This window comes from Nonomuraea rhodomycinica, assembly GCF_013363995.1.
Taxonomy (GTDB): domain Bacteria; phylum Actinomycetota; class Actinomycetes; order Streptosporangiales; family Streptosporangiaceae; genus Nonomuraea; species Nonomuraea rhodomycinica.
In genome coordinates, this window is record NZ_JABWGO010000006.1 from 302,667 (window position 1) to 319,488 (window position 16,822).

A 16,822-nucleotide genomic window follows, 5' to 3' on the forward strand; every position below is an offset into this window, starting at 1 on the left:
CGAGGTGAGCCGAGCCTTCTCGCGTGGTTTTGTCGGTGACGGGTAGCAGCGTCTGTCGGTCAGTTCCGGCAGCGTCGGATCCCAGTACCCGCCAGTGATGTCGGTGAGGAATGACAGCGCATCAGGGATGCGAATCGGCTGAACAGTCGTAGGCTCGGCGGGCTGCGGTGATGGCAGGGGCTGCGAGGCGGGCCCAGTCCGTAAGTGCTTCCAGAGGCTCGCGTATGTCTTCGATCAATGGAGTAGTGGCGTACTCGACTCGCGGCGGTGAATCCGGGTACACGGTTCGGGTGATGAGCCCGTTGCGTTCGAGATCGCGCAAGCTCACGGTCAGCATGCGACGGCTGATGCCCGTGATCGCGCGCTCCAGCTGGGTGAAGCGGCGCGGACCGTTGCCCAGTTCGACTAGTACCTGAGCGCTCCACTTGCCGCCGATCAAGGCCAGGACCTCGGGCAGCGGGCAATCGTCGGGGGCGGGTGCCGTCGTCGCGGGCGTGAGCTGGTTTGTTACCGCGGTGTTCCGTTGCGACAAGAAAGTGCCTTCTTCCAGAGCTTTCTAAGCATGCGCCACGATTGACCTTGTTATCAATCGTAACGATCCTGCGTGCAGCCGCAGGATCTCGTGACAGATGAGGGAAACAACACGTGCCCATCGCGCGCAGCAATGGTTTCAAGATTTCCTACGAGGTTTCCGGCGATGGTCCCGCGCTGATGCTTCATCCAGGCATGTTCCAGGACGGGGCACATTGGACGCACAGCGGCTACACCTCCGCACTTACGTCCACCTACACCGTGATCGCCGTCGACCCGCTCGGCTTGGGCGGCAGCGACGCCCCGCACCGGGCCGAGGACTATTCGCTGGAACGGCGGGTGGACTCTGTCACGGCGGTGCTGGACGAGGTAGGCGTCGAACGGGCCGCGTTGTGGGGGTACTCGCTCGGTGCCATGACGGGGTACGCGGTCGCCGCGCATGCGCCTGACCGTCTGACCTGTCTGGTGGCCGGTGGTTTTGATCCTGTCGACGGTTTCCGCTCCGTGATCGGTCCTACGCTGAGCCTCCTCGGCCTACCTGCCGACACCGATGCGTACCAGCTGATGAAGCAAGGCGCTGCTGCCGATCCCTATCAGGCCGCCCTGATTGAGGCGGGTGATCCTGCCGGTTTCCGCGCCAATTATGAGGCGTTCTCTCGCGAGCCTGGACTCCAGCGGGAACTCGCCGATTCCGGCGTGCCGATGCTGCTGTACGCGGGCACGGCCGACCCTTGGCACGAGCCGATGCGGGCCTTCGCCGAGCGCTCAGGCGCGAGCTTCTCGTCCATCTCCGACGCAGATCACAAGGGCTGCTGGGACAGATCGACCGACGTTCTGCCGACAGTGCTGTCGTTCCTGGCTGCCAACGCTGGCATGCCTTGAGCGAGACCATGCCTCTGGCGGCGCTCAGCTGACCTGTGGCCAGGCTTGGTTCTCTACCGTGCCGCTGTTCTTTCTCGGCGCGAGAATCTGAGGTGAGGCTCCTCGGGAGTCCGGAGGCGACATGGCCGCCTGGGGGTTGCGACAGCGACATGGCCGCCTAGGGGAGGATCGCGTCCACGTACCCGCCGTCGACGCGGATCGCTCCTCCCGTCGTGGCAGAGGCGTACGGGGAGCTGAGGTAGACGACCATGTTGGCGATCTCCTCGGGCTCGATCAGCCGCTGGATCAGCGACTGCGGCCGGTGCCGCCGCATGAACTCGCGCTGGGCCTCCGGCCAGGGCAGGTCACGGTCGACGAGTTCGTACACGAAGTCCTCGACGCCGCCGGTGTGGGTCGGGCCGGCGATGACGGAGTTGACGGTGACGCCGCTACCGGCCGCCTCCTTCGCGAACCCGCGCGACACGGCCAGCAGCGCGGTCTTCGTCATGCCGTAGTGGATCATCTCGACCGGGGTGACGATCGCGGAGTCGCTGGCGACGTACTGCACGCGTCCCCACGACCGGGCCTTCATCCCCGGCAGGTAGGCGCGGGTGAGCCGGACGGCGGCCAGCACGTTCACCTCGAAGTAGCGCCGCCACTCCGCATCGGTGATCTCCAGCGCCGGCCGCGAGCCGAAGACGCCGAGATTGTTGACCAGGATGTCCAGTTCGGGAAGGACCTCGGCGACGTGGGCGGCGCCGTCCTCGGTGGCCACGTCGGCCGCCAGCGGCACCACGTCGGCCCGCCGCACGTCACTTCGGATCCGGTCGGCGGCCTCCTCGACGGTCGAGGCCGTACGGCCGTTGACGGCCACCCGGGCCCCCGCCCTGGCCAGGCCGGTCGCGATGGCCGCCCCGATGCCTTGGGTTGACCCCGTGACCAGCGCTGTCCTACCGGTGAGATCGATGAGCACAGGGGACTCCTTCCCGTTACCGGGGGGAGCACCCATGCGGGACGCCGAGCGGTGCTGTGCCCGCGCCCGCCCACCCCCATGAGTCCCAGCTCGCGAAGGCGTTCCCGGAGCGCCTTTCCGCGAAGGGCGCGGTCACCGCCCGCGACCACATCGCAGCCGGGCCGGCACACCCGCGCTCGGCGCCGTGCGCCGCCCTCGGGCACACCCGTGCTCGGCGCCGTGCGCCGCCCTCGGGCACACCCGCGCTCGGCGCCGGGCGCCGCCCAACGAGGCGGGCGGCACTACCAGGGCAGGGCGGCCGCGAGGTCGGCCGGTGTGCGGAAGTGGACGCCGGTCATGCCGAGCGACCTGGCGCCCTCCACGTTCTCCAGCCGGTCGTCCACGAACAGGCACCGTTCAGGCGCGGCCCCGGCCAGCTCCGCCGCGAGCTCGTAGATGCGGCGGTCCGGCTTGACCACGCCGACCCGCGCGCTGCTGACCAGGGCGTCGGCGAAGTAGGTCAGTCCCAGCCGGTCGAGATGCTCCTCCACGGTGTCCATGGCGTTGGTGACCAGGATCACCGGCACGTGCTCCTGCGCCTTCGCCAGCAGCGCCCTGACCTCCTCGTCCACCCAGAACGGCACCTCCATGAACTCGGCCACCGCCTGCCGGGCCCGCTCGTCGCCGCCGAGCGCCACGGCGATCGCGTCGGCCCACTCCCGTTCGGTCGTCTCGCCGAGGATGGCCGGCTTGATGAGGGCGGGGTCGAAGGCCGTGCGCATCAGGGGCAGGCCGTAACGGGCCTCGATGTCGGCCTGCACGGCGTGGTCGAACTGGCGAAGCACGCCGTCGAGATCACAGAGCACTGCGTCGAAGGGGGTCACAGCCGCCATTGTGCCGTGCGGGGTCCGCTGACCCCGCCACGCCCGCGAGCCTCCGTGCCGGCGGGGTCAGCCGGCCCGCCGCGCCCGCGAGCCTGTGTGCCTGCGGGGCCAGCCGGCCCGCCGCGCCCGCGAGCCTCAGCGCTTCGGCTCGAAGTGGAGCATCGCGATGCCGCAGTCGAACGGCTGCGCGTCCACGAGGCGCAGCCGCCGGTACGCCCCGCCGGGGAAGACGGGCATGCCGGAGCCGATCGCGGTCGGATTGACGAACAGGTGCAGGTCGTCGATCAGGCCGGCGGCGATCAGGCTCGACACGAGTGTGCCGCCTCCATAGACGATCATGTCGCCGCCCGGCTGGGCCTTGAGCTCGGCGATGGTCTCGGCGAGGTCGCCGCCCGCGACGACGGTGTTCTCCCAGGGCGACTCCGTGAGGCTGTTGGAGATCACGACCTTGGGCGTGTCGTTCATCCAGTCGATGGCCTCCTGGCTCTCGCCCGCCGGCTGCGAGGCCCAGTGCGGGATGAAGCCCTCGGCGAGCTTGCGGCCCAGCACGATGCGGTCGACCGGCCGGGTGAGGCCGGTGATGTAGGTGGCGATGTCGTCGGTCCAGGGGAACGTCAGCCAGTCCATCTCGCCGTCCGGGCCGGCCATGTAGCCGTCGGCGGTGGTCTGGACCTGGAGGATGAGCCTGCGCATGGGGTGCTTCCTTCCGGATTCGGGTGCCGGCTTCGGGTGTCGGCGGTGTTCGCTTCCGATGACTCCACACTGGCGGAGGGTTCTTACCGTTTTCTTCCTCGGTCCTTATGGCGTCGGTCATCCGATCCGCGCGCCGGATTCGTTGACTTTGTCGCAAGCAATGACGCATCATGTTGAGACAATACTTGCGACATAAGGAGGGGGTCATGGCGGACACCTCGTCGCCGGGTGCCGGTCCGGCGGTAAGCCCGGGAGCGGCGGTGAGTGCGGCCGAGCTGCGGCGGGCCGGCGCGTGGCTGGCCCGGCACGGCCTGCCCGACGCCTCCCCGACGCCGCTGCTGGCCGCACGGCTCGCGGTGCGGCGGCGGGCACGGCTCGCAGATCAGATCGCCGTCGCCGTGCTCATCATGGGGGCCGCGCTCGCGCAGGCGTACTGGCTCTCCGCGCCCGCCTTCGGCCGGTCCCAGCCGCAGCCGTCCGCGCCGCTGCTGGTCCTGGCGGCGGCGATGGCCGGGCTGCTCCTCCTGCGGTCGATGCTCGACTGGTGGGTGCGGCGCGTCGACCGGCGTGCCGGGGTGGCGCTGTCGCGCCGGGCCGCCCACCCCGTCCAGCCCGGCTGGCGCACCGTGCTGGGCCGGCCCTTCGCGGCCTTCGCGCTCGCCACCTTCGCCGGCGCGCTGGTGCTGGCGGTGAGCGCCCTGACGGTGCAGGACGCCGTCGTGCGCCACGCGGCCTGGGTTCTGCTGATCGGGCTGGCCGGTGTCGGCGCGGGCGTCGTCGTGCACCTGCGTGACCTGCTGGCGCGCCCGGTCGTGGCCGAGGACGAGGTCTCGCTGACGGCCGACGTCATCATGCGGATCGAGGACGCGCGCGAGGTCGCCGTCCCGACCGTGCTGTGGGTGCTGCCCGTGGTGCTGCTGTTCGGATTCGCGCCCGCATGGTGGAACGTCGCCTCGCTCCTGTTCATGTTCGTGGGCCTGGCCGCATGCGTCGCGATCCAGGCCAGGACCCCGTCGAGCGCGACGGTGGCCCGGCGGGTGATGGGCATCCGATGATCGTCATCGACTCGGGCTCGCCGGTTCCGCCGTTCGAGCAGCTACGTGCCCAGCTCGCCCGCCAGATCCAGGACGGCGCGCTGCCCGTGGGGTCCCGGCTGCCGACGATCCGGCACCTGGCGGCCGACCTCGGCCTGGCCGTCAACACGGTCGGCCGGGCGTACCGGGGGCTGGAGGAGGCGGGGCTGATCGAGACGCGCGGGCGGGCGGGCTCGTTCGTGTCGGCGGCGGGGGAGGAGGGCCGCGAACGGGCCCGGCGGGCCGCCGCCGAGTACGCGGCCGTGATCGCCAGCGTCGGCATCGACACGAGCGAGGCGATCCGCATCGTGCAGGCGGCGCTGGGAGCGGGCACGGCGGCGGCTTCGTCGTTCCCGTAGCGACTCGTTCGCGTCGTGGTCTTCAGCGGTCGTCCTGCGGCTGGTAAACGCCCTCGGCGTCGGGCGGCTCGGGGCCGGGCTCCCGACGCCGGGGCGGGGCGGCTGGGTGAGTCGGCGACTCTCCTGACGAGCGGGCGCCGCTCGGGAGGGGCGAGGGTCGGGGGGCCGCCGCTGAAGGGCCGCGCGTCAGGAGACCCGCCGCTCTGGAGGGCCTCGCGCCGGGCGGCGCCCGACCGCGCGAGGGCGAGGGTGGAGGAGCCGAGGAGGAAAGGTGGCCGGACCTCGTGAACGCCGATCCGTACCAGACGACAGGTGTGGGCTGCTCCCGTCACCGGCGGCCTCGACCAGGACCGCGTGCGGCAGGCCGTGGGACGCGCAGGCCGGACACGGCGGCACGCGCCACTCGCGGACGACCTGGCCGGCGGCCGCCGGCGCGACCGCCATCAGGACCTGCTGGACGCCGACGCCCTCGACGTGGGCTACCGCCTCGTGACGGCCGGCTGGTCCGGCCCGCGACTCGCACGAGCAATCCTGGACGTGTACTATCCAGGATATGCAGATGGGTGAGGGCGTGGAGTGGGCGCTGCACAGCTGCCTCAACCTGGCCTGGGCAGAGCCCGGCGAGGCGGTCCCGGCGGCCAGGCTGGCGGCCTTCTACGACCTCCCCCCGGCGTACCTGAACAAGCAGTTGCAGGCGCTGGCGCGGGCCGGGATCGTGACGTCGGTCTCGGGGCCGCGCGGCGGGTTCCGGTTGGCGCGGGCTCCGGAGGAGATCACGGTGCTGGACGTGGTGACGGCCATCGAGGGGCCGCAGGAGGCGTTCCGGTGCCAGGAGATCCTGCGGCGCGGGCCCGACGGCAGCGAGTCGATCGACTACCGCAAGGCCTGTGTGGTGTCGCAGACGATGCGCGGCGCGGAGCTGGCCTGGCGCAAGGAGCTGGCGGCGCAGACGCTGGCCGATCTTCAGGCGCGGGTGGAGAGCAGGTTGCCGCGCACTCCTGCCGTGACCCGGCAGCGGTTCCGCGAGCTGCGCGAGCTGTAGGGGACGTCGTGCGCGAGGGCCGCACGTACGTGTGGGCTAATTCTGGTTATTGCATATCCAAGTAGGGGAGATCAGACGATGCAGGCTCGGATGCCGAACGTGTACAAGCTCGCCTCCGGCGGTTACCAGGCGCTGACGGCGATGGAGTCGTTCGTGGCGGGCAGCGGCGTGCCGCGCGAGACGCTGGACCTGGTCCGGCTGCGGGTCAGCCAGATCAACGGCTGCGCCCTGTGCGTGGACATGCACGCGCGCGACGGCCGCGAGGCCGGGATCACGGACGAGCGGCTGTGGGCCGTCGCCGCCTGGCGGGAGGCGCCGTTCTACACGGACGCCGAACGCGCGGCGCTCGCCCTGGCCGAGTCGGTCACCCGCATCGCCGACCGGCCGGAGGGTGTGGCGGACGAGGTGTGGGAGGAGGCGGCGGCGCAGTTCGACGAGGCGGCGCTGGCGGCGCTGCTGATGGCCATCGCCTCGATCAACTCCTGGAACCGGATCAACGTGGCCACCCGCCAGATCGCCGGCTCCTTCCGGTGAACCGGCCCTCCCGGTGATTCCACCGTCGGGCCCGCCTCTCGGTGGGGCCGCCTTCCGGTGATCTCACCTTTGGGGATCTCTCTTCCTGGGAGTCCCGCGGCTTGGGGCACCCGTGCTCCGGGCGTTCCGCGTCCTGCGGAACGGTGGTCCCGCCTCCGAGCTCACCCCGTCAGGAATATCCGGGTTCGGGGCTCCGCTGCCCTGTGTCATGAGCAAGATTCTCGTGATCGGCGCGACCGGCAACGTCGGCCACCACGTCGTCGCCCGGCTCCTGGACGCCGGAGCCCCCGTACGAGCCCTCGTGCGGGACCCGGACGGGACTCGGCTCCCCGAAGGCGTCGAGGCGGCGCGAGGCGACCTGGCCGAGCCGGGCACGCTGGAGCCCGCGCTGGCCGGCGTGGACACGGCGTTCCTGATCTGGCCGTTCCTCACCGCCGAGAACGCCCCGCCCGTTCTCGACGCCCTGGGACGCCACGTCCGGCGGGTCGTCTACCTCTCGTCGTCCGGCGTGGACGACCAGGCCGAGCGGCAGACGGACCCGATCAACCAGCTCCACGCCGACATGGAGGCCCTGATCACCGGGTCCGGCCTGGAGTGGACCGTGCTGCGGGCCGACACGATCGCCTCCAACGCGCGCGGGTGGGCCGCCCAGATCCGGGCCGCGGGCGTCGTGCGCGGCCCCGAGATCGCACCGACGGCGGTGGTGGACCCGCGTGACGTCGCGGCCGTGGCGGCGCGGGTTCTCACCGAGGACGGGCACAAGGGTGCGACGTATGTGCTGACCGGGCCGGAGGTGATCGGCAGAGCCGATCAGGTGCGCGCGATCGGGGAGGCTCTCGGGCGGCCGGTACGCTTCGAGAGCGTGCCCGTGGAGGAGGCGCGGGCCCGCATGCTGGCCGACGGCCGCCCGCCCGCGCTGGTGGAGGCGCTCCTGGCCGCCGCCGGGACCCGTGCGCGTTCCGGCCTGGTCACCTCCACGGTCGAGCAGCTCACGGGCGCCCCGGCGCGCACCTTCGGCCAGTGGGCCGCCGACCACGCCGATGACTTCCGCTGAGCCTCCGGACCACCCCGGCGGCGGCCTCTGCCTTGAGCGTCAGCGGATCAGGGCTTCGGGGAGCCGCAGCCACGCGTCCGGTGGGCCGATCACCGCGCGGGCGTCCGTCAGGCGCAGGCCGGCGGCGGCGCACCGGTCGGCGATCGCGTGGCCGTGGTAGAGGAACGCGGAGAGGATCTCCTCCGGCGATTCATGGGGCGAGGTGCTGCCGCCGCCCGGATGCGAGTCCCAGTCCTCGATGACGCCGTCACGGGCGAAACTGCCCTGATTGCCGCTCTTGGGGTTGTCGAACAGCCCGTAGCAGACCGTGCCGGCCGACAGCCGCCGGATGACGCCGGGGCAGTCGGCGGCGTAGCCCCAGGGCTGGGTGACCACGCAGCCGCCGGGCACGTCGGTCACGCCGACGATGAGGAGGCCGCCGTCGAAGTCGGAGAACGGATCCTCCAGGAGCTCCGCCACCTTCTCCTCGTCGGCGGGAACGGCCTCCAGGCGGCGGACGGCCTCGGCGGCGCTGATCCCGGCCACGCACGCCAGGCCCAGGCCGTCGGAGTCGAACTCGCCCAGCGCGGCGATCAGACGTCGCGCTTCCGTGGCGGCGGCGGTCTCGGCGGCGGACAGGCCCGGCTCGCCCGGGGGTGCGGGGAACAGGTCGGGCGTGGGACCGGCCGACGCCAGCCGTCCGGGTGACCAGCCGTTCATCATCGGCCGCCACGGGTCGGCGCCGGCGGCGACGAGGGCACGGGCGTTGCCGGGACGCTGGTGGAAGACCGCCTCCCAGAGCGCGGTGCGCCCTTCGTGCTCGGCGTCCACGTCGTCCACGTGCCGGCACAGCTCGGCGACGACCTCGGGGGAGCCGACCTGCGCGGCGGCGAACAGCGGCGTCCCGAAGTAGTGCACGCCCCCGTGCGGGTCGGCGCCCGCGTCGAGCCGGGCCCGGACGGCTCCGACGTCCTTCCAGTCGTCCCACCCGATGGCTGACCACTCGGTCTGCTGGTAGACCACGGAACTCCTCACGATGACGGCGTCGTCGGCACGATGCGTCGCCATCATGGCGAGCGGGACCGACATTTCCGCGATCATCACGCCGGGGCGGCGCAGGCGGTCAGTTCCGCGCAGTGGTGACCCGGACGTCGTGGGTGCGGCCCGCCGCGGCGAAGCTCAGGAGGCGTTCCCCCTCCTCCAGCAGCTCCGTCATCGTCTCCCCGTCGGTCACCGGCTCGAACAGCTCCACCTCCAGCACCGCCGTGTCCCGGTCCTTCGAGATCTTCCAGGTGCCACGGACGAAGCCGTCCACGAGCACCGTCGGGGCGACCATGGCGCCGACGCAGACGCGCCTGCGGTGCTCGTCCGTCATGATCCGCGTACGGTCGGCGTAGGCGACCACGAGGTTGTCGAACGCGGGCAGGAACCGCACCGGGACCGGCGTCCCCGGGTCGGGCAGCTCGGCCTCCGGCACGTCGAACAGCTCATTGCCCGTCTCGTCCCGGTAGACCCGCAGCCGGGGCCGGAGCCGTTCCAGGTCGGCCTCCAGCCCGCGCAGCCCCGACCGCATCTGGAGGTCCCGCACGCCGGCCGGCCCGAACGCCGCCAGGTAGCGCGGCACCAGCTCGTCCACGCGCGGTTCGGCGGCCATGGGGACGCCGAGCCACTCCTCGGCCAGCGTGAACGGCGTCGCCCCACCCTTGCCCCAGGTGCCGCTGGGCGGCCGGTGGATCACCGGCACGAGCATCTGCACCGACCAGGCCAGCGCCTCGGGGTCGCGGTCCGGCCACCGCTCGGCCAGCAGGTCGCGCAGCCGGGGCCGGGTGAGCGTGCGGCCCACGAGCAGGTCGCGTCCGGCGGCGGCCAGCTCGTCGAGGTCCATGCCGGCCGTGGCCCGTCCGAACGCGGCCTGCCGGCCCCGCGCCAGCGGCGCTCGCATGAGCGGGCGCAGCCAGGGGAAGTCGGCGGCGGTGACGATGTGCTGGGTGCCGCGCAGCACCGACGAGCGCACCACGCTCCTGTCGTACAGGAGCGTGGTCAGGTCGTCGTGGGTGAAGCCGGACAGCCGCGTCCACAGGCCGAGGTACGGCGGGTCGGCGGCCTGCGCCTGTAACCCGACGAGGTGCCTGACCATGTCGAGGGCGGGCACGTCCGCCCGCGCCGTCAGCGACTGCCGGGCGAGCGCGGCCCGGTTGAGCGTCCGGCGGCCCACCCTCGCCCCGGTGGATGTGTCGTTCATACCGCGAGCATGACAGCCATCGCGGAAAGCTTCGTTCCGTGATGGCGGGGCGATTGGTGAGGTCTGAAAGGCGCCGGTGCCCGTGCCGGCGCCGCTGCTTGGCTGAGCACCCAAGCCCAGTCCTGAGCACCCAAGCCCAGTCCTCGAACGGAACCCCATGCCCACCGCACTCCAGCCCCGCACGCGCCCGCCGCTCACCGCCTGGCTCGCGGTCGCCTCGATCGCGCTCGGCATCTTCGCGATCGTGACCAGCGAGATCCTGCCCATCGGCCTGCTGACCACCATCGGCGCGGACTTCCGCGTGTCCGACGGCACCGCCGGCCTGACCATGACGCTGCCCGGCGCCGTGGCCGCCGTCGCCGCCCCCGCCGTCACCCTGGCCACCGCGCGCCTGGACCGCCGGGTGATGCTGGGCGTCCTCATGGGGATCCTCGCCGTGGCCGACGTCCTCGCGGCGGTCGCGACCGCGTACGAGGTCATGCTGGTCTCCCGGGTCCTGGTGGGACTCACGATCGGCGGGTTCTGGTCCATCGGCGCCGGGCTGGCCGCCCGCCTGGTGCCGCCGGCGTCGGTCGGCACGGCCACGGCCCTGATCTTCTCGGCCGTGCCGCTGGGATCGGTGCTCGGCGTGCCGGCCGGCACGTTCGTCGGCCACGTCGCGGGGTGGCGGACGGCCTTCGTGGTGCTGGCCGTCCTGTCGGCGGGAGTCCTGGCCGCGCTGCTCGTGGTGGTGCCGCCGCTGCCCGCCCGGCAGGTCACCAGCGCCCGGGTGCTGCGTGACCTGCTGCGCGGCCGGGACACGAGGGTGGCGCTCCTGGCCACGGCCCTGGTCGTGCTGGCCCACTTCGGCACCTACACCTACGTGACGCCGTTCCTCCGGGACGTCACGGGGCTCGACCCCGCGGCCGTCAGCGCGGCGCTCCTGGCGTACGGGGTGGCGGGCATCGCGGGCAACTTCCTGGCGGGCCGGACCGTCGCGAAGGCCCCGCGCGCGACCTTCGCCGCCGCCGGTTGCCTGATCGCCGCCGCGACGCTGCTGCTGCCCGTGGCCGGCACGCGGGCCATCGGCGCGTTCGCCCTGCTCGTGGTGTGGGGGCTGGCGTACGGGGCGGTGCCGGTCTGCTCCCAGGCGTGGTTCGCGCGGGCCGCGCCGCACGCGCCGGAGGCGGCCACGGTGGTGTTCACCTCGTCGTTCCAGGCCACCTTCGCGCTCGGGGCGCTGCTCGGCGGGGTCGTCGTGGACGCCGTCTCCGTCTCGGCGGCCATGGTGTGCGGGGGGATCGCGGCGCTGCTCATGGCGGCGTCACTGGCCCGCCTCGGCCGCTCCCCGTCGAGCCCGTGACGTCCCGGCCGCTCACGCCGTGACCGGCCATGCCCCGCGGTCCAGCAGATCGAGGACGAGCGCCGCGATGTTCCACGCGTCGTCCTCGCCGCGGTGATGGCGCCCCTCGAGCGGCAGCCCGGCGATCTGCAGCGCGTGGTGCATGCCGGGTTTCTTCCGCAGCCCGTACGCCTCGGCGAACACAGCCTTGGCGTTGGTGTGGGTACGCTCGGTCGGATGGCCGAACGGGTAGGCCACCCCGTCGGCTCGGCTCTGTCGAGCGAACTGCCGCCGGTCGTACTCGCCCCAGCTCGCCCAGGGGCGTTCCCCGGCCGCGTGTTCCTCGACGAGGAGCCGGCAAGCCTCGGCGAAGGTGACGCCCCGGTCCACCTCGGCTTGCGTCAGCCCGGTCAGTTCGGTGCAGAAACCGCTCACCGCCGATCGGACGGGGCGGACCAGGACCCGGTGCCGGGACAGGCGGCGCCGTGCCGATACGTCCACGACGGTGAGCCCGATCTCGATGATCTCGTTGACCGAGCCGGGCGGCGGCTGTCCGTCCCAGCAGGTGGCTTCCACGTCGATGACGTTCAGCAGGGAGGATTCGCGGCGCATGGGCCCAGGGTAGGGATGCGCGCCCGGTTCCGGCACCTGGATTGCTCCATGTCCACGATGCCGGAACGAGGTCAGGACGTCCCGGCTCCCGCTGAGGCCGGCACGCGCGCGCCGCGTACCCGCAGCAGGCGGAGCATCGCGACGATGCCCGCCAGCGGCCCCACCGCGAGCACCGCGAACGCCCAGGTCCACCCCACGGCCTGCTCGGCGGCGGGAACCAGCCAGATCGTCGCCCCGGTCAGCAGGAACCCGAACGCCATCTGCAGGGTCAGCGCCGTGCCCACGTAGCTCTGGTCGGCCAGCTCCGTGACCAGCGCCGAGAACTGCACCGAGTCGCCCACGACCGCGTACCCCCACACCAGGCTGACGACCACGAGCAGCCAGAGGGGCGCCCCCAGGAGCAGCCCGATGAAGGCGGCGCACGCGGCCGAGGCGCCCATCATGACGATCGCGGTGCGCTCGCGGCCGAAGCGGTCGCCGAGCGCGCCGCCGGTGTAGTTGGCCAGGCCGCCGACGGCGAAGACGGCGAACGTGACGTACACCCCGAGGGGCGAGCCCTCCATGCCGTGGCGGCGCAGCGCCGCCGAGAAGAACAGCAGGAACCACGTCCACATGGCGTACAGCTCCCACATGTGGCACAGGTAGCCGACCACGGCCAGCCGGGTGCCGCGGTCGCGCAGGATGCGCCGGGACTGGCGCGGGTCGAGCACCGCGGCGGGGAACGGGTACGGCCCCTCCTTGACCACGGTCAGCGTGATGAGCCCACCGGCCAGGGTGAGCACCGAGGTGGCCACGATGACGGTGCGCCAGTTCAGCCCGCCGAGCCCGTTGATCAGGTGCGGGACGCCGGAGCTCACGGTCAGCGCCCCGACCAGCAGCCCCATCGCCGCCCCGCGGCCGTCGCGGTACCAGGTGGGGACGAGCTTCAGCGACGGCGGGTAGACGCCGGCGATGAACAGGCCGGTGGCGAAGCGGGCCAGGCTGCCGGTGAGCGCGTCGTGCGTCAGCAGCAGCGCCAGGTTGGCGACGGCGGCGCCGATCGAGCTCAGGAAGATCAGCCGGATCGGCGGCAGCGCGTCGGACACGACGAGCACCGCCGACAGCACGGCCCCCGCCACGAACCCCCACTGCACGGAGATGGTGAGCCAGGCCGCGAGGTCGGGCGTGAGCTGCCACTCCTGCCGCACCTGCGGGATGACCGCGGTCGCGGAGAACCAGGTCGACTTCAGCAGCAGCAGCGTCCCCGCGAGGACGAGCAGGTTGCGGCGGGCGTCCGGACGGGCCACGGGACCGGTCCCTTCTGCGGCGAGGCGTCCCGAGCGGACGCCGGCGATGAGCGGTCAGGCGGGGGCCGACGCCCGGCGTGCCCGGTAGGCGGCGACCGTGTTGCGGTTGAGGCAGGTCTTGGAGCAGTAGCGCCGGCGCGGCCCGCGCGAGACGTCGGCGTAGACGCGCTCGCACGCGGCGTCGAGGCAGACGCCGAGCCGGGCGGCGCCGAACTCGCAGATCACGAACGCCAGCCCGACCGCGGTGTTGGCCCGGACCCGGTCCACGAGCACGGCGCCGGGCGGGCCGTAGTGCAGGTGCGGGCCCTCGCCGTGGTCGGAGATGTGCGGGTGCATGGGCACCTCGGCCATCACGGCGTTGAGCAGGTCGATGGCCCGCGCCTCGTCGCTCTCGGCGAAGACGGGCCGCAGCCGCCGCGCCCACCGGCGCAGGGCCTCGGCCTCGTCGTCGCTCACCGGGCCGTCGACCTTGAAGTTGTACGAGGCCAGCAGCGCGCCCAGGGCCTCGGGGGAGGGGTCACCGGAGTCGGCCGTGACCGCGTTGACCAGGGCGACGGCCGTGCCCACGCCGTCGTTGCGGTAGCCGGTCACCTCGGTGGGGCTGGTTCTCGCCATGAATCCATCGTAATCTCAATTCGTCAAGAATGACATTACGCCCTTCGGTGAAGGTGGGGTCATGGACCTGAAGGCGTGCGAAGTCTGCGGCTCCGCGGCGGAGCTGGAGATCCTGTCCGGTCACTCGACCTCGCTCGGGCGGGTCGTCTACGTCCGGTGCGGATGCGGCGGCATGGGCGTGCAGTTGATCACGTACGACGTGGCGGCGGCCATCGTGGAGCTCCGGGCCGGCTCCTAGATCTCCAGGACCATGCCGTCCTCGGCCAGGTCGAGGCCCAGCTCGGCCCGCCGCGCCAGGACCTGCGGCCCGGCGTGGGTGAGCAGGAGCCGGCGGCAGCCGAGCCGGTCGAGCCGGGCCAGCAGTTCCGGCACGTGCAGGTGGTAGCGCACGGCCCGCTCGTACGTGTAGCCCTCGCAGAGGAACAGGTCGGCCCCGTCGGCGACGTCGACCAGCGTGTCGGTCCAGGCGGTGTCGCCGCTGTAGGCGATCGTGCGCCCGGCCACCTCCACCCGCAGCGCCAGCGCGACGGCCCCGGCCGCGTGGTCGGCCTCGAACGCCCGCACCCCGACGCCCTCCACCCGCGCGCAGGACCCGGGCGCCACCTCGTGGACCCGCACCTCGAACCGCCTGCTCACCGAGGAGGAGCCGGGGAAGAGCACCTCCATCGCCTGACCCAGCCGTTCCTCCAGCCCGGGCGGCCCGACCAGGTGCAACGGCCGGACCCGCCGCGTGAACTGGCCGTCCAGGATCAGGAACGGCAACCCGCCGAAGTGGTCGCCGTGCAGGTGCGACACCGCCACGACCGAGACGTCGCCGGGGTCCAGGCCGAGCCGCTTGAGCCCGGTCAGCGCGGTGGCGCCGCAGTCGACGAGCAGCGCGCCGTCGCCGCCCGCCGCCTGGACGTGCACGCAGGTCTGCAGCATGCCCCCGTCGCCGAAGGCGTTGCCCGCCCCCGCCATCGTCACTCGCACAGGGGCGTCCATGGTCACGAGTCTAGACGCGGGGCTGGCCCCCGGCGGCTTCCGCGGCCACCCGCTCCAGCCTGTTCCGGTACTCCGCCCACCACGTCTCGTCGGCCGACGGGATGTTGCTCGCCTCGGCGCGCAGGCCCGCGGCGCCGTCGATCAGCTCGCGGACGATGTCGGCGTGGCCGGCGTGCCGGTTGGTCTCGGCGATCACGTGGACGAGCAGCAGGTGCAGCGTGGCCTCGGCCCGTTCCTCCGGCCACCACGGCACGCGCCCCGTCGCGTCCAGGTCGAGCGCGTCGATCGTGGCGTCGGCGTGCGCCCACGCCCGGTGGTAGAGCCCCACGATGTCCTCGCGGGACTCGTCGGCGGTGGCCCACATGTCGGCGTTGGGCTCGGCGCCCTCCTCGTACCACGGCTGCGGCTCGCCCGACGGGCGGCCGAACGTCTCGCCGAAGTAGCCGAGCTCGACGCTCGCCAGGTGCTTGACCAGGCCCAGCAGATTGGTGCCGGTGGGGGTCAGGGGACGGCGGACGTCGTACTCGGAGAGCCCGTCGAGCTTCCACAGCATGGCGTCGCGGGCGGTCTGGAGGTAGCGGCGAAGGAACGTCTTGGGGTCCGGTCCGGTCATGCCGGGCATTGTGTCAGCCCGCGCCGACATCCGTGGTGACGAGAGCGGCCGAACCGCGCCCGCAGCGGCGGCAGGCCGGCCGCCTGCGCAGGTGGTAGGCCAGGGCGGCGGCGCCCAGGGCGGCGCCCCACACCGGCCAGAAGCACTCGGGCAGCCACGCGCCCCACTCCGCCATCGAGAAGCGGCCGGCGAAGGTCCAGCGCAGGTACGTCAGGCCGGCGACCGTGATGATGATCGCCACGAACGACGCCGGGACGACGGCGAGCGGCGGCGGCACCCTCCGGCCGCGCAGGCCGGGGATCCAGCGCGGGAACACCTCGCCCCAGCGCTGGACCAGTCCCAGCGTCAGCAGGCCGCCGAGGGCGCCGAAGGTGGCCAGGTACGCGCCCGCCAGCCAGATGCCCGGGGTGTCGCGCGCGCCCTCCTCCAGGAACTCCCTGCTCACCCCCAGCGGGATGCCGAGGACCCACGCCCACCGGGTCAGGCAGTACACCAGGGGCGTGGCGACGGCCACGGCGACCGCGCGGCGTCCCCAGCGGGCCGCCGCCTCCCGAGAGGTCCATCCGCTGTCCTCCTCGTCCCGGCCGCAGGCGGCGCAGGCCGCGCGGGCCCGCCGCCGGTGGATCACGGCCGCCCGGGCCAGCAGGAGCCCGCCGAGCAGGCACAGCAACTGGTTGAGCACCGGCCACGGCCAGGCGTCCGCCAGCCCGACCTGGCCGAACGGCCCGTCGAAGAAGCCCGAGAACACCAGGAGCGGCGTGTACGCGACGCCCATCATGAGCCGCGAGTCGGGGATCGCCAGCACCAGGGCCGCGGCCAGCACCCAGGCGAACCCCACGGCGACCCGGCCGCCCCACCCGCCGGCCAGCCCGTCGGGGCGCCCGCCGGGTCGCGGCGTCGCGGCGAGAGTGAGGGAGACGGCCAGGGCCAGCGCGGCGAAGGCGGCCACCCACCAGGCGTCGGGGCCGGGGTCGAGCCCGGCGAGCAGTGACAGCGCGCCGTCCGGGTCCGGGTCGCCGGTGCCCCACGGGAAGCCGGGCACGCCGAGGGCCCAGGCGGCGCCCAGCACGAGGTACACGGCCGACCAGACGGCGGCGGCCAGAGCGGGTGCGCGCGTGATCGCCGTCATGCGACCGGTCATCGCCGTCACGCCGCCATCGGTCGTCATGCCGCTATCGGCCGTCATG

21 protein-coding genes are annotated in these 16,822 nt (G+C 72.8%); 9 read left to right on the forward strand and 12 right to left on the reverse strand.

The features are described 5' to 3' along the window. Positions 1 to 121: 121 nt before the first annotated feature. On the reverse strand, positions 122 to 532 hold the full coding sequence (locus HT134_RS25225) for a winged helix-turn-helix transcriptional regulator (protein WP_175602924.1): 411 nt from the start codon (positions 530 to 532) through the stop codon (positions 122 to 124). A 113-nt stretch (positions 533 to 645) separates the two neighbouring features. On the opposite strand from HT134_RS25225, the gene HT134_RS25230 reads away from it, so the two are divergent. Beyond that, on the forward strand, positions 646 to 1,413 hold the full coding sequence (locus tag HT134_RS25230; protein WP_175602925.1) for an alpha/beta fold hydrolase: 768 nt from the start codon (positions 646 to 648) through the stop codon (positions 1,411 to 1,413). 157 nt (positions 1,414 to 1,570) lie between these two features. Here HT134_RS25230 and HT134_RS25235 read toward each other — a convergent pair whose 3' ends face one another. The 3 genes from HT134_RS25235 to HT134_RS25245 all read right to left on the reverse strand — a co-directional run bounded on the left by HT134_RS25235 (position 1,571) and on the right by HT134_RS25245 (position 3,921). Further along, positions 1,571 to 2,365, reverse strand: a complete 795-nt coding sequence (locus HT134_RS25235) for an SDR family NAD(P)-dependent oxidoreductase (RefSeq protein ID WP_175602926.1) — start codon at positions 2,363 to 2,365, stop codon at positions 1,571 to 1,573. 281 nt (positions 2,366 to 2,646) lie between these two features. Then, positions 2,647 to 3,228, reverse strand: a complete 582-nt coding sequence (locus HT134_RS47735) for an HAD family hydrolase (protein ID WP_217708318.1) — start codon at positions 3,226 to 3,228, stop codon at positions 2,647 to 2,649. Positions 3,229 to 3,363: 135 nt separating this feature from the next. After that, on the reverse strand, positions 3,364 to 3,921 hold the full coding sequence (locus HT134_RS25245) for a dihydrofolate reductase family protein (RefSeq protein WP_175602928.1): 558 nt from the start codon (positions 3,919 to 3,921) through the stop codon (positions 3,364 to 3,366). 260 nt (positions 3,922 to 4,181) lie between these two features. Here HT134_RS25245 and HT134_RS25250 point away from each other — a divergent pair, with 260 nt between their 5' ends. The 6 genes from HT134_RS25250 (at position 4,182) to HT134_RS25275 (ending at position 7,983) form a co-directional block, all read left to right on the forward strand. Continuing rightward, a complete protein-coding gene (locus HT134_RS25250) occupies positions 4,182 to 4,976 on the forward strand; it encodes a hypothetical protein (RefSeq protein WP_312888404.1) in 795 nt (264 codons plus the stop codon). Further along, positions 4,973 to 5,353: a GntR family transcriptional regulator gene (locus tag HT134_RS25255; protein WP_175602930.1), complete on the forward strand. Its 381-nt coding sequence runs from the start codon at positions 4,973 to 4,975 to the stop codon at positions 5,351 to 5,353. Before HT134_RS25250 ends, HT134_RS25255 begins: the two co-directional genes overlap by 4 nt. Positions 5,354 to 5,665: 312 nt before the next feature. After that, positions 5,666 to 5,920 (forward strand): hypothetical protein, encoded by a 255-nt coding sequence (locus tag HT134_RS25260; protein ID WP_175602931.1) that lies wholly within the window; start codon positions 5,666 to 5,668, stop codon positions 5,918 to 5,920. Beyond that, entirely contained in the window at positions 5,907 to 6,395 is a 489-nt protein-coding gene (locus HT134_RS25265) for an RrF2 family transcriptional regulator (RefSeq protein WP_175602932.1), read from the forward strand. The genes HT134_RS25260 and HT134_RS25265 overlap by 14 nt, the downstream gene beginning before the upstream one ends. A gap of 78 nt (positions 6,396 to 6,473) precedes the next feature. After that, positions 6,474 to 6,929, forward strand: a complete 456-nt coding sequence (locus tag HT134_RS25270; RefSeq protein WP_175602933.1) for a carboxymuconolactone decarboxylase family protein — start codon at positions 6,474 to 6,476, stop codon at positions 6,927 to 6,929. Between the two features lie 208 nt (positions 6,930 to 7,137). Then, a complete protein-coding gene (locus tag HT134_RS25275) occupies positions 7,138 to 7,983 on the forward strand; it encodes an NAD(P)H-binding protein (protein WP_175602934.1) in 846 nt (281 codons plus the stop codon). Between the two features lie 39 nt (positions 7,984 to 8,022). On the opposite strand, the gene HT134_RS25280 is transcribed toward HT134_RS25275, so the two are convergent. Both HT134_RS25280 and HT134_RS25285 read right to left on the reverse strand, forming a co-directional pair. Further along, the gene (locus HT134_RS25280) at positions 8,023 to 9,051 is read right to left on the reverse strand and encodes an ankyrin repeat domain-containing protein (protein WP_246365293.1); all 1,029 of its coding nucleotides are present in this window, start codon (positions 9,049 to 9,051) and stop codon (positions 8,023 to 8,025) included. Positions 9,052 to 9,085: 34 nt separating this feature from the next. Next, positions 9,086 to 10,204, reverse strand: coding sequence for a winged helix DNA-binding domain-containing protein (locus tag HT134_RS25285; RefSeq protein ID WP_175602935.1), 1,119 nt, complete (start codon positions 10,202 to 10,204; stop codon positions 9,086 to 9,088). A 157-nt stretch (positions 10,205 to 10,361) separates the two neighbouring features. Between HT134_RS25285 and HT134_RS25290 the strand changes: the two genes are divergently transcribed. Continuing rightward, positions 10,362 to 11,546: an MFS transporter gene (locus HT134_RS25290; RefSeq protein ID WP_175602936.1), complete on the forward strand. Its 1,185-nt coding sequence runs from the start codon at positions 10,362 to 10,364 to the stop codon at positions 11,544 to 11,546. Between the two features lie 12 nt (positions 11,547 to 11,558). Here the strand turns inward: HT134_RS25290 and HT134_RS25295 are convergent, their stop codons facing one another. The 3 genes from HT134_RS25295 to HT134_RS25305 all read right to left on the reverse strand — a co-directional run bounded on the left by HT134_RS25295 (position 11,559) and on the right by HT134_RS25305 (position 14,038). After that, on the reverse strand, positions 11,559 to 12,137 hold the full coding sequence (locus HT134_RS25295) for a 3'-5' exonuclease (RefSeq protein ID WP_175602937.1): 579 nt from the start codon (positions 12,135 to 12,137) through the stop codon (positions 11,559 to 11,561). A gap of 71 nt (positions 12,138 to 12,208) precedes the next feature. Then, the gene (locus HT134_RS25300; RefSeq protein ID WP_175602938.1) at positions 12,209 to 13,423 is read right to left on the reverse strand and encodes an MFS transporter; all 1,215 of its coding nucleotides are present in this window, start codon (positions 13,421 to 13,423) and stop codon (positions 12,209 to 12,211) included. A 54-nt stretch (positions 13,424 to 13,477) separates the two neighbouring features. Next, entirely contained in the window at positions 13,478 to 14,038 is a 561-nt protein-coding gene (locus HT134_RS25305) for a CGNR zinc finger domain-containing protein (RefSeq protein WP_175602939.1), read from the reverse strand. Positions 14,039 to 14,099: 61 nt separating this feature from the next. Here HT134_RS25305 and HT134_RS25310 point away from each other — a divergent pair, with 61 nt between their 5' ends. After that, a complete protein-coding gene (locus HT134_RS25310; protein ID WP_175602940.1) occupies positions 14,100 to 14,276 on the forward strand; it encodes a hypothetical protein in 177 nt (58 codons plus the stop codon). On the opposite strand, the gene HT134_RS25315 is transcribed toward HT134_RS25310, so the two are convergent. The 3 genes from HT134_RS25315 to HT134_RS25325 are packed head-to-tail and all read right to left on the reverse strand — an operon-like array spanning position 14,273 to position 16,803. Next, complete coding sequence (locus HT134_RS25315; RefSeq protein ID WP_217708319.1) at positions 14,273 to 15,022, reverse strand: MBL fold metallo-hydrolase; 750 nt, start codon at positions 15,020 to 15,022, stop codon at positions 14,273 to 14,275. The genes HT134_RS25310 and HT134_RS25315 overlap by 4 nt on opposite strands. A gap of 10 nt (positions 15,023 to 15,032) precedes the next feature. After that, positions 15,033 to 15,635 carry a DinB family protein gene (locus HT134_RS25320; RefSeq protein WP_175602941.1) on the reverse strand — a complete coding sequence of 201 codons (603 nt, stop codon included), beginning with the start codon at positions 15,633 to 15,635 and terminating at the stop codon, positions 15,033 to 15,035. A gap of 13 nt (positions 15,636 to 15,648) precedes the next feature. Next, complete coding sequence (locus HT134_RS25325; RefSeq protein ID WP_217708320.1) at positions 15,649 to 16,803, reverse strand: hypothetical protein; 1,155 nt, start codon at positions 16,801 to 16,803, stop codon at positions 15,649 to 15,651. Positions 16,804 to 16,822 lie beyond the last annotated feature (19 nt).

Excerpts from the sequence above, each read along its gene's own strand:
- HT134_RS25290 (WP_175602936.1), top strand. The coding sequence starts at position 10,362 with ATGCCCACCGCACTCCAGCCCCGCACGCGCCCGCCGCTCACCGCCTGG.
- HT134_RS25275 (WP_175602934.1), top strand. The coding sequence starts at position 7,138 with ATGAGCAAGATTCTCGTGATCGGCGCGACCGGCAACGTCGGCCACCAC.
- HT134_RS25305 (WP_175602939.1), bottom strand. The coding sequence starts at position 14,038 with ATGGCGAGAACCAGCCCCACCGAGGTGACCGGCTACCGCAACGACGGC.
- HT134_RS25265 (WP_175602932.1), top strand. The coding sequence starts at position 5,907 with ATGCAGATGGGTGAGGGCGTGGAGTGGGCGCTGCACAGCTGCCTCAAC.
- HT134_RS25285 (WP_175602935.1), bottom strand. The coding sequence starts at position 10,204 with ATGAACGACACATCCACCGGGGCGAGGGTGGGCCGCCGGACGCTCAAC.
- HT134_RS25280 (WP_246365293.1), bottom strand. The coding sequence starts at position 9,051 with ATGTCGGTCCCGCTCGCCATGATGGCGACGCATCGTGCCGACGACGCC.
- HT134_RS25295 (WP_175602937.1), bottom strand. The coding sequence starts at position 12,137 with ATGCGCCGCGAATCCTCCCTGCTGAACGTCATCGACGTGGAAGCCACC.
- HT134_RS25325 (WP_217708320.1), bottom strand. The coding sequence starts at position 16,803 with ATGACGACCGATGGCGGCGTGACGGCGATGACCGGTCGCATGACGGCG.
- HT134_RS25320 (WP_175602941.1), bottom strand. The coding sequence starts at position 15,635 with ATGACCGGACCGGACCCCAAGACGTTCCTTCGCCGCTACCTCCAGACC.
- HT134_RS25255 (WP_175602930.1), top strand. The coding sequence starts at position 4,973 with ATGATCGTCATCGACTCGGGCTCGCCGGTTCCGCCGTTCGAGCAGCTA.
- HT134_RS25315 (WP_217708319.1), bottom strand. The coding sequence starts at position 15,022 with ATGGACGCCCCTGTGCGAGTGACGATGGCGGGGGCGGGCAACGCCTTC.
- HT134_RS25245 (WP_175602928.1), bottom strand. The coding sequence starts at position 3,921 with ATGCGCAGGCTCATCCTCCAGGTCCAGACCACCGCCGACGGCTACATG.
- HT134_RS25270 (WP_175602933.1), top strand. The coding sequence starts at position 6,474 with ATGCAGGCTCGGATGCCGAACGTGTACAAGCTCGCCTCCGGCGGTTAC.
- HT134_RS25310 (WP_175602940.1), top strand. The coding sequence starts at position 14,100 with ATGGACCTGAAGGCGTGCGAAGTCTGCGGCTCCGCGGCGGAGCTGGAG.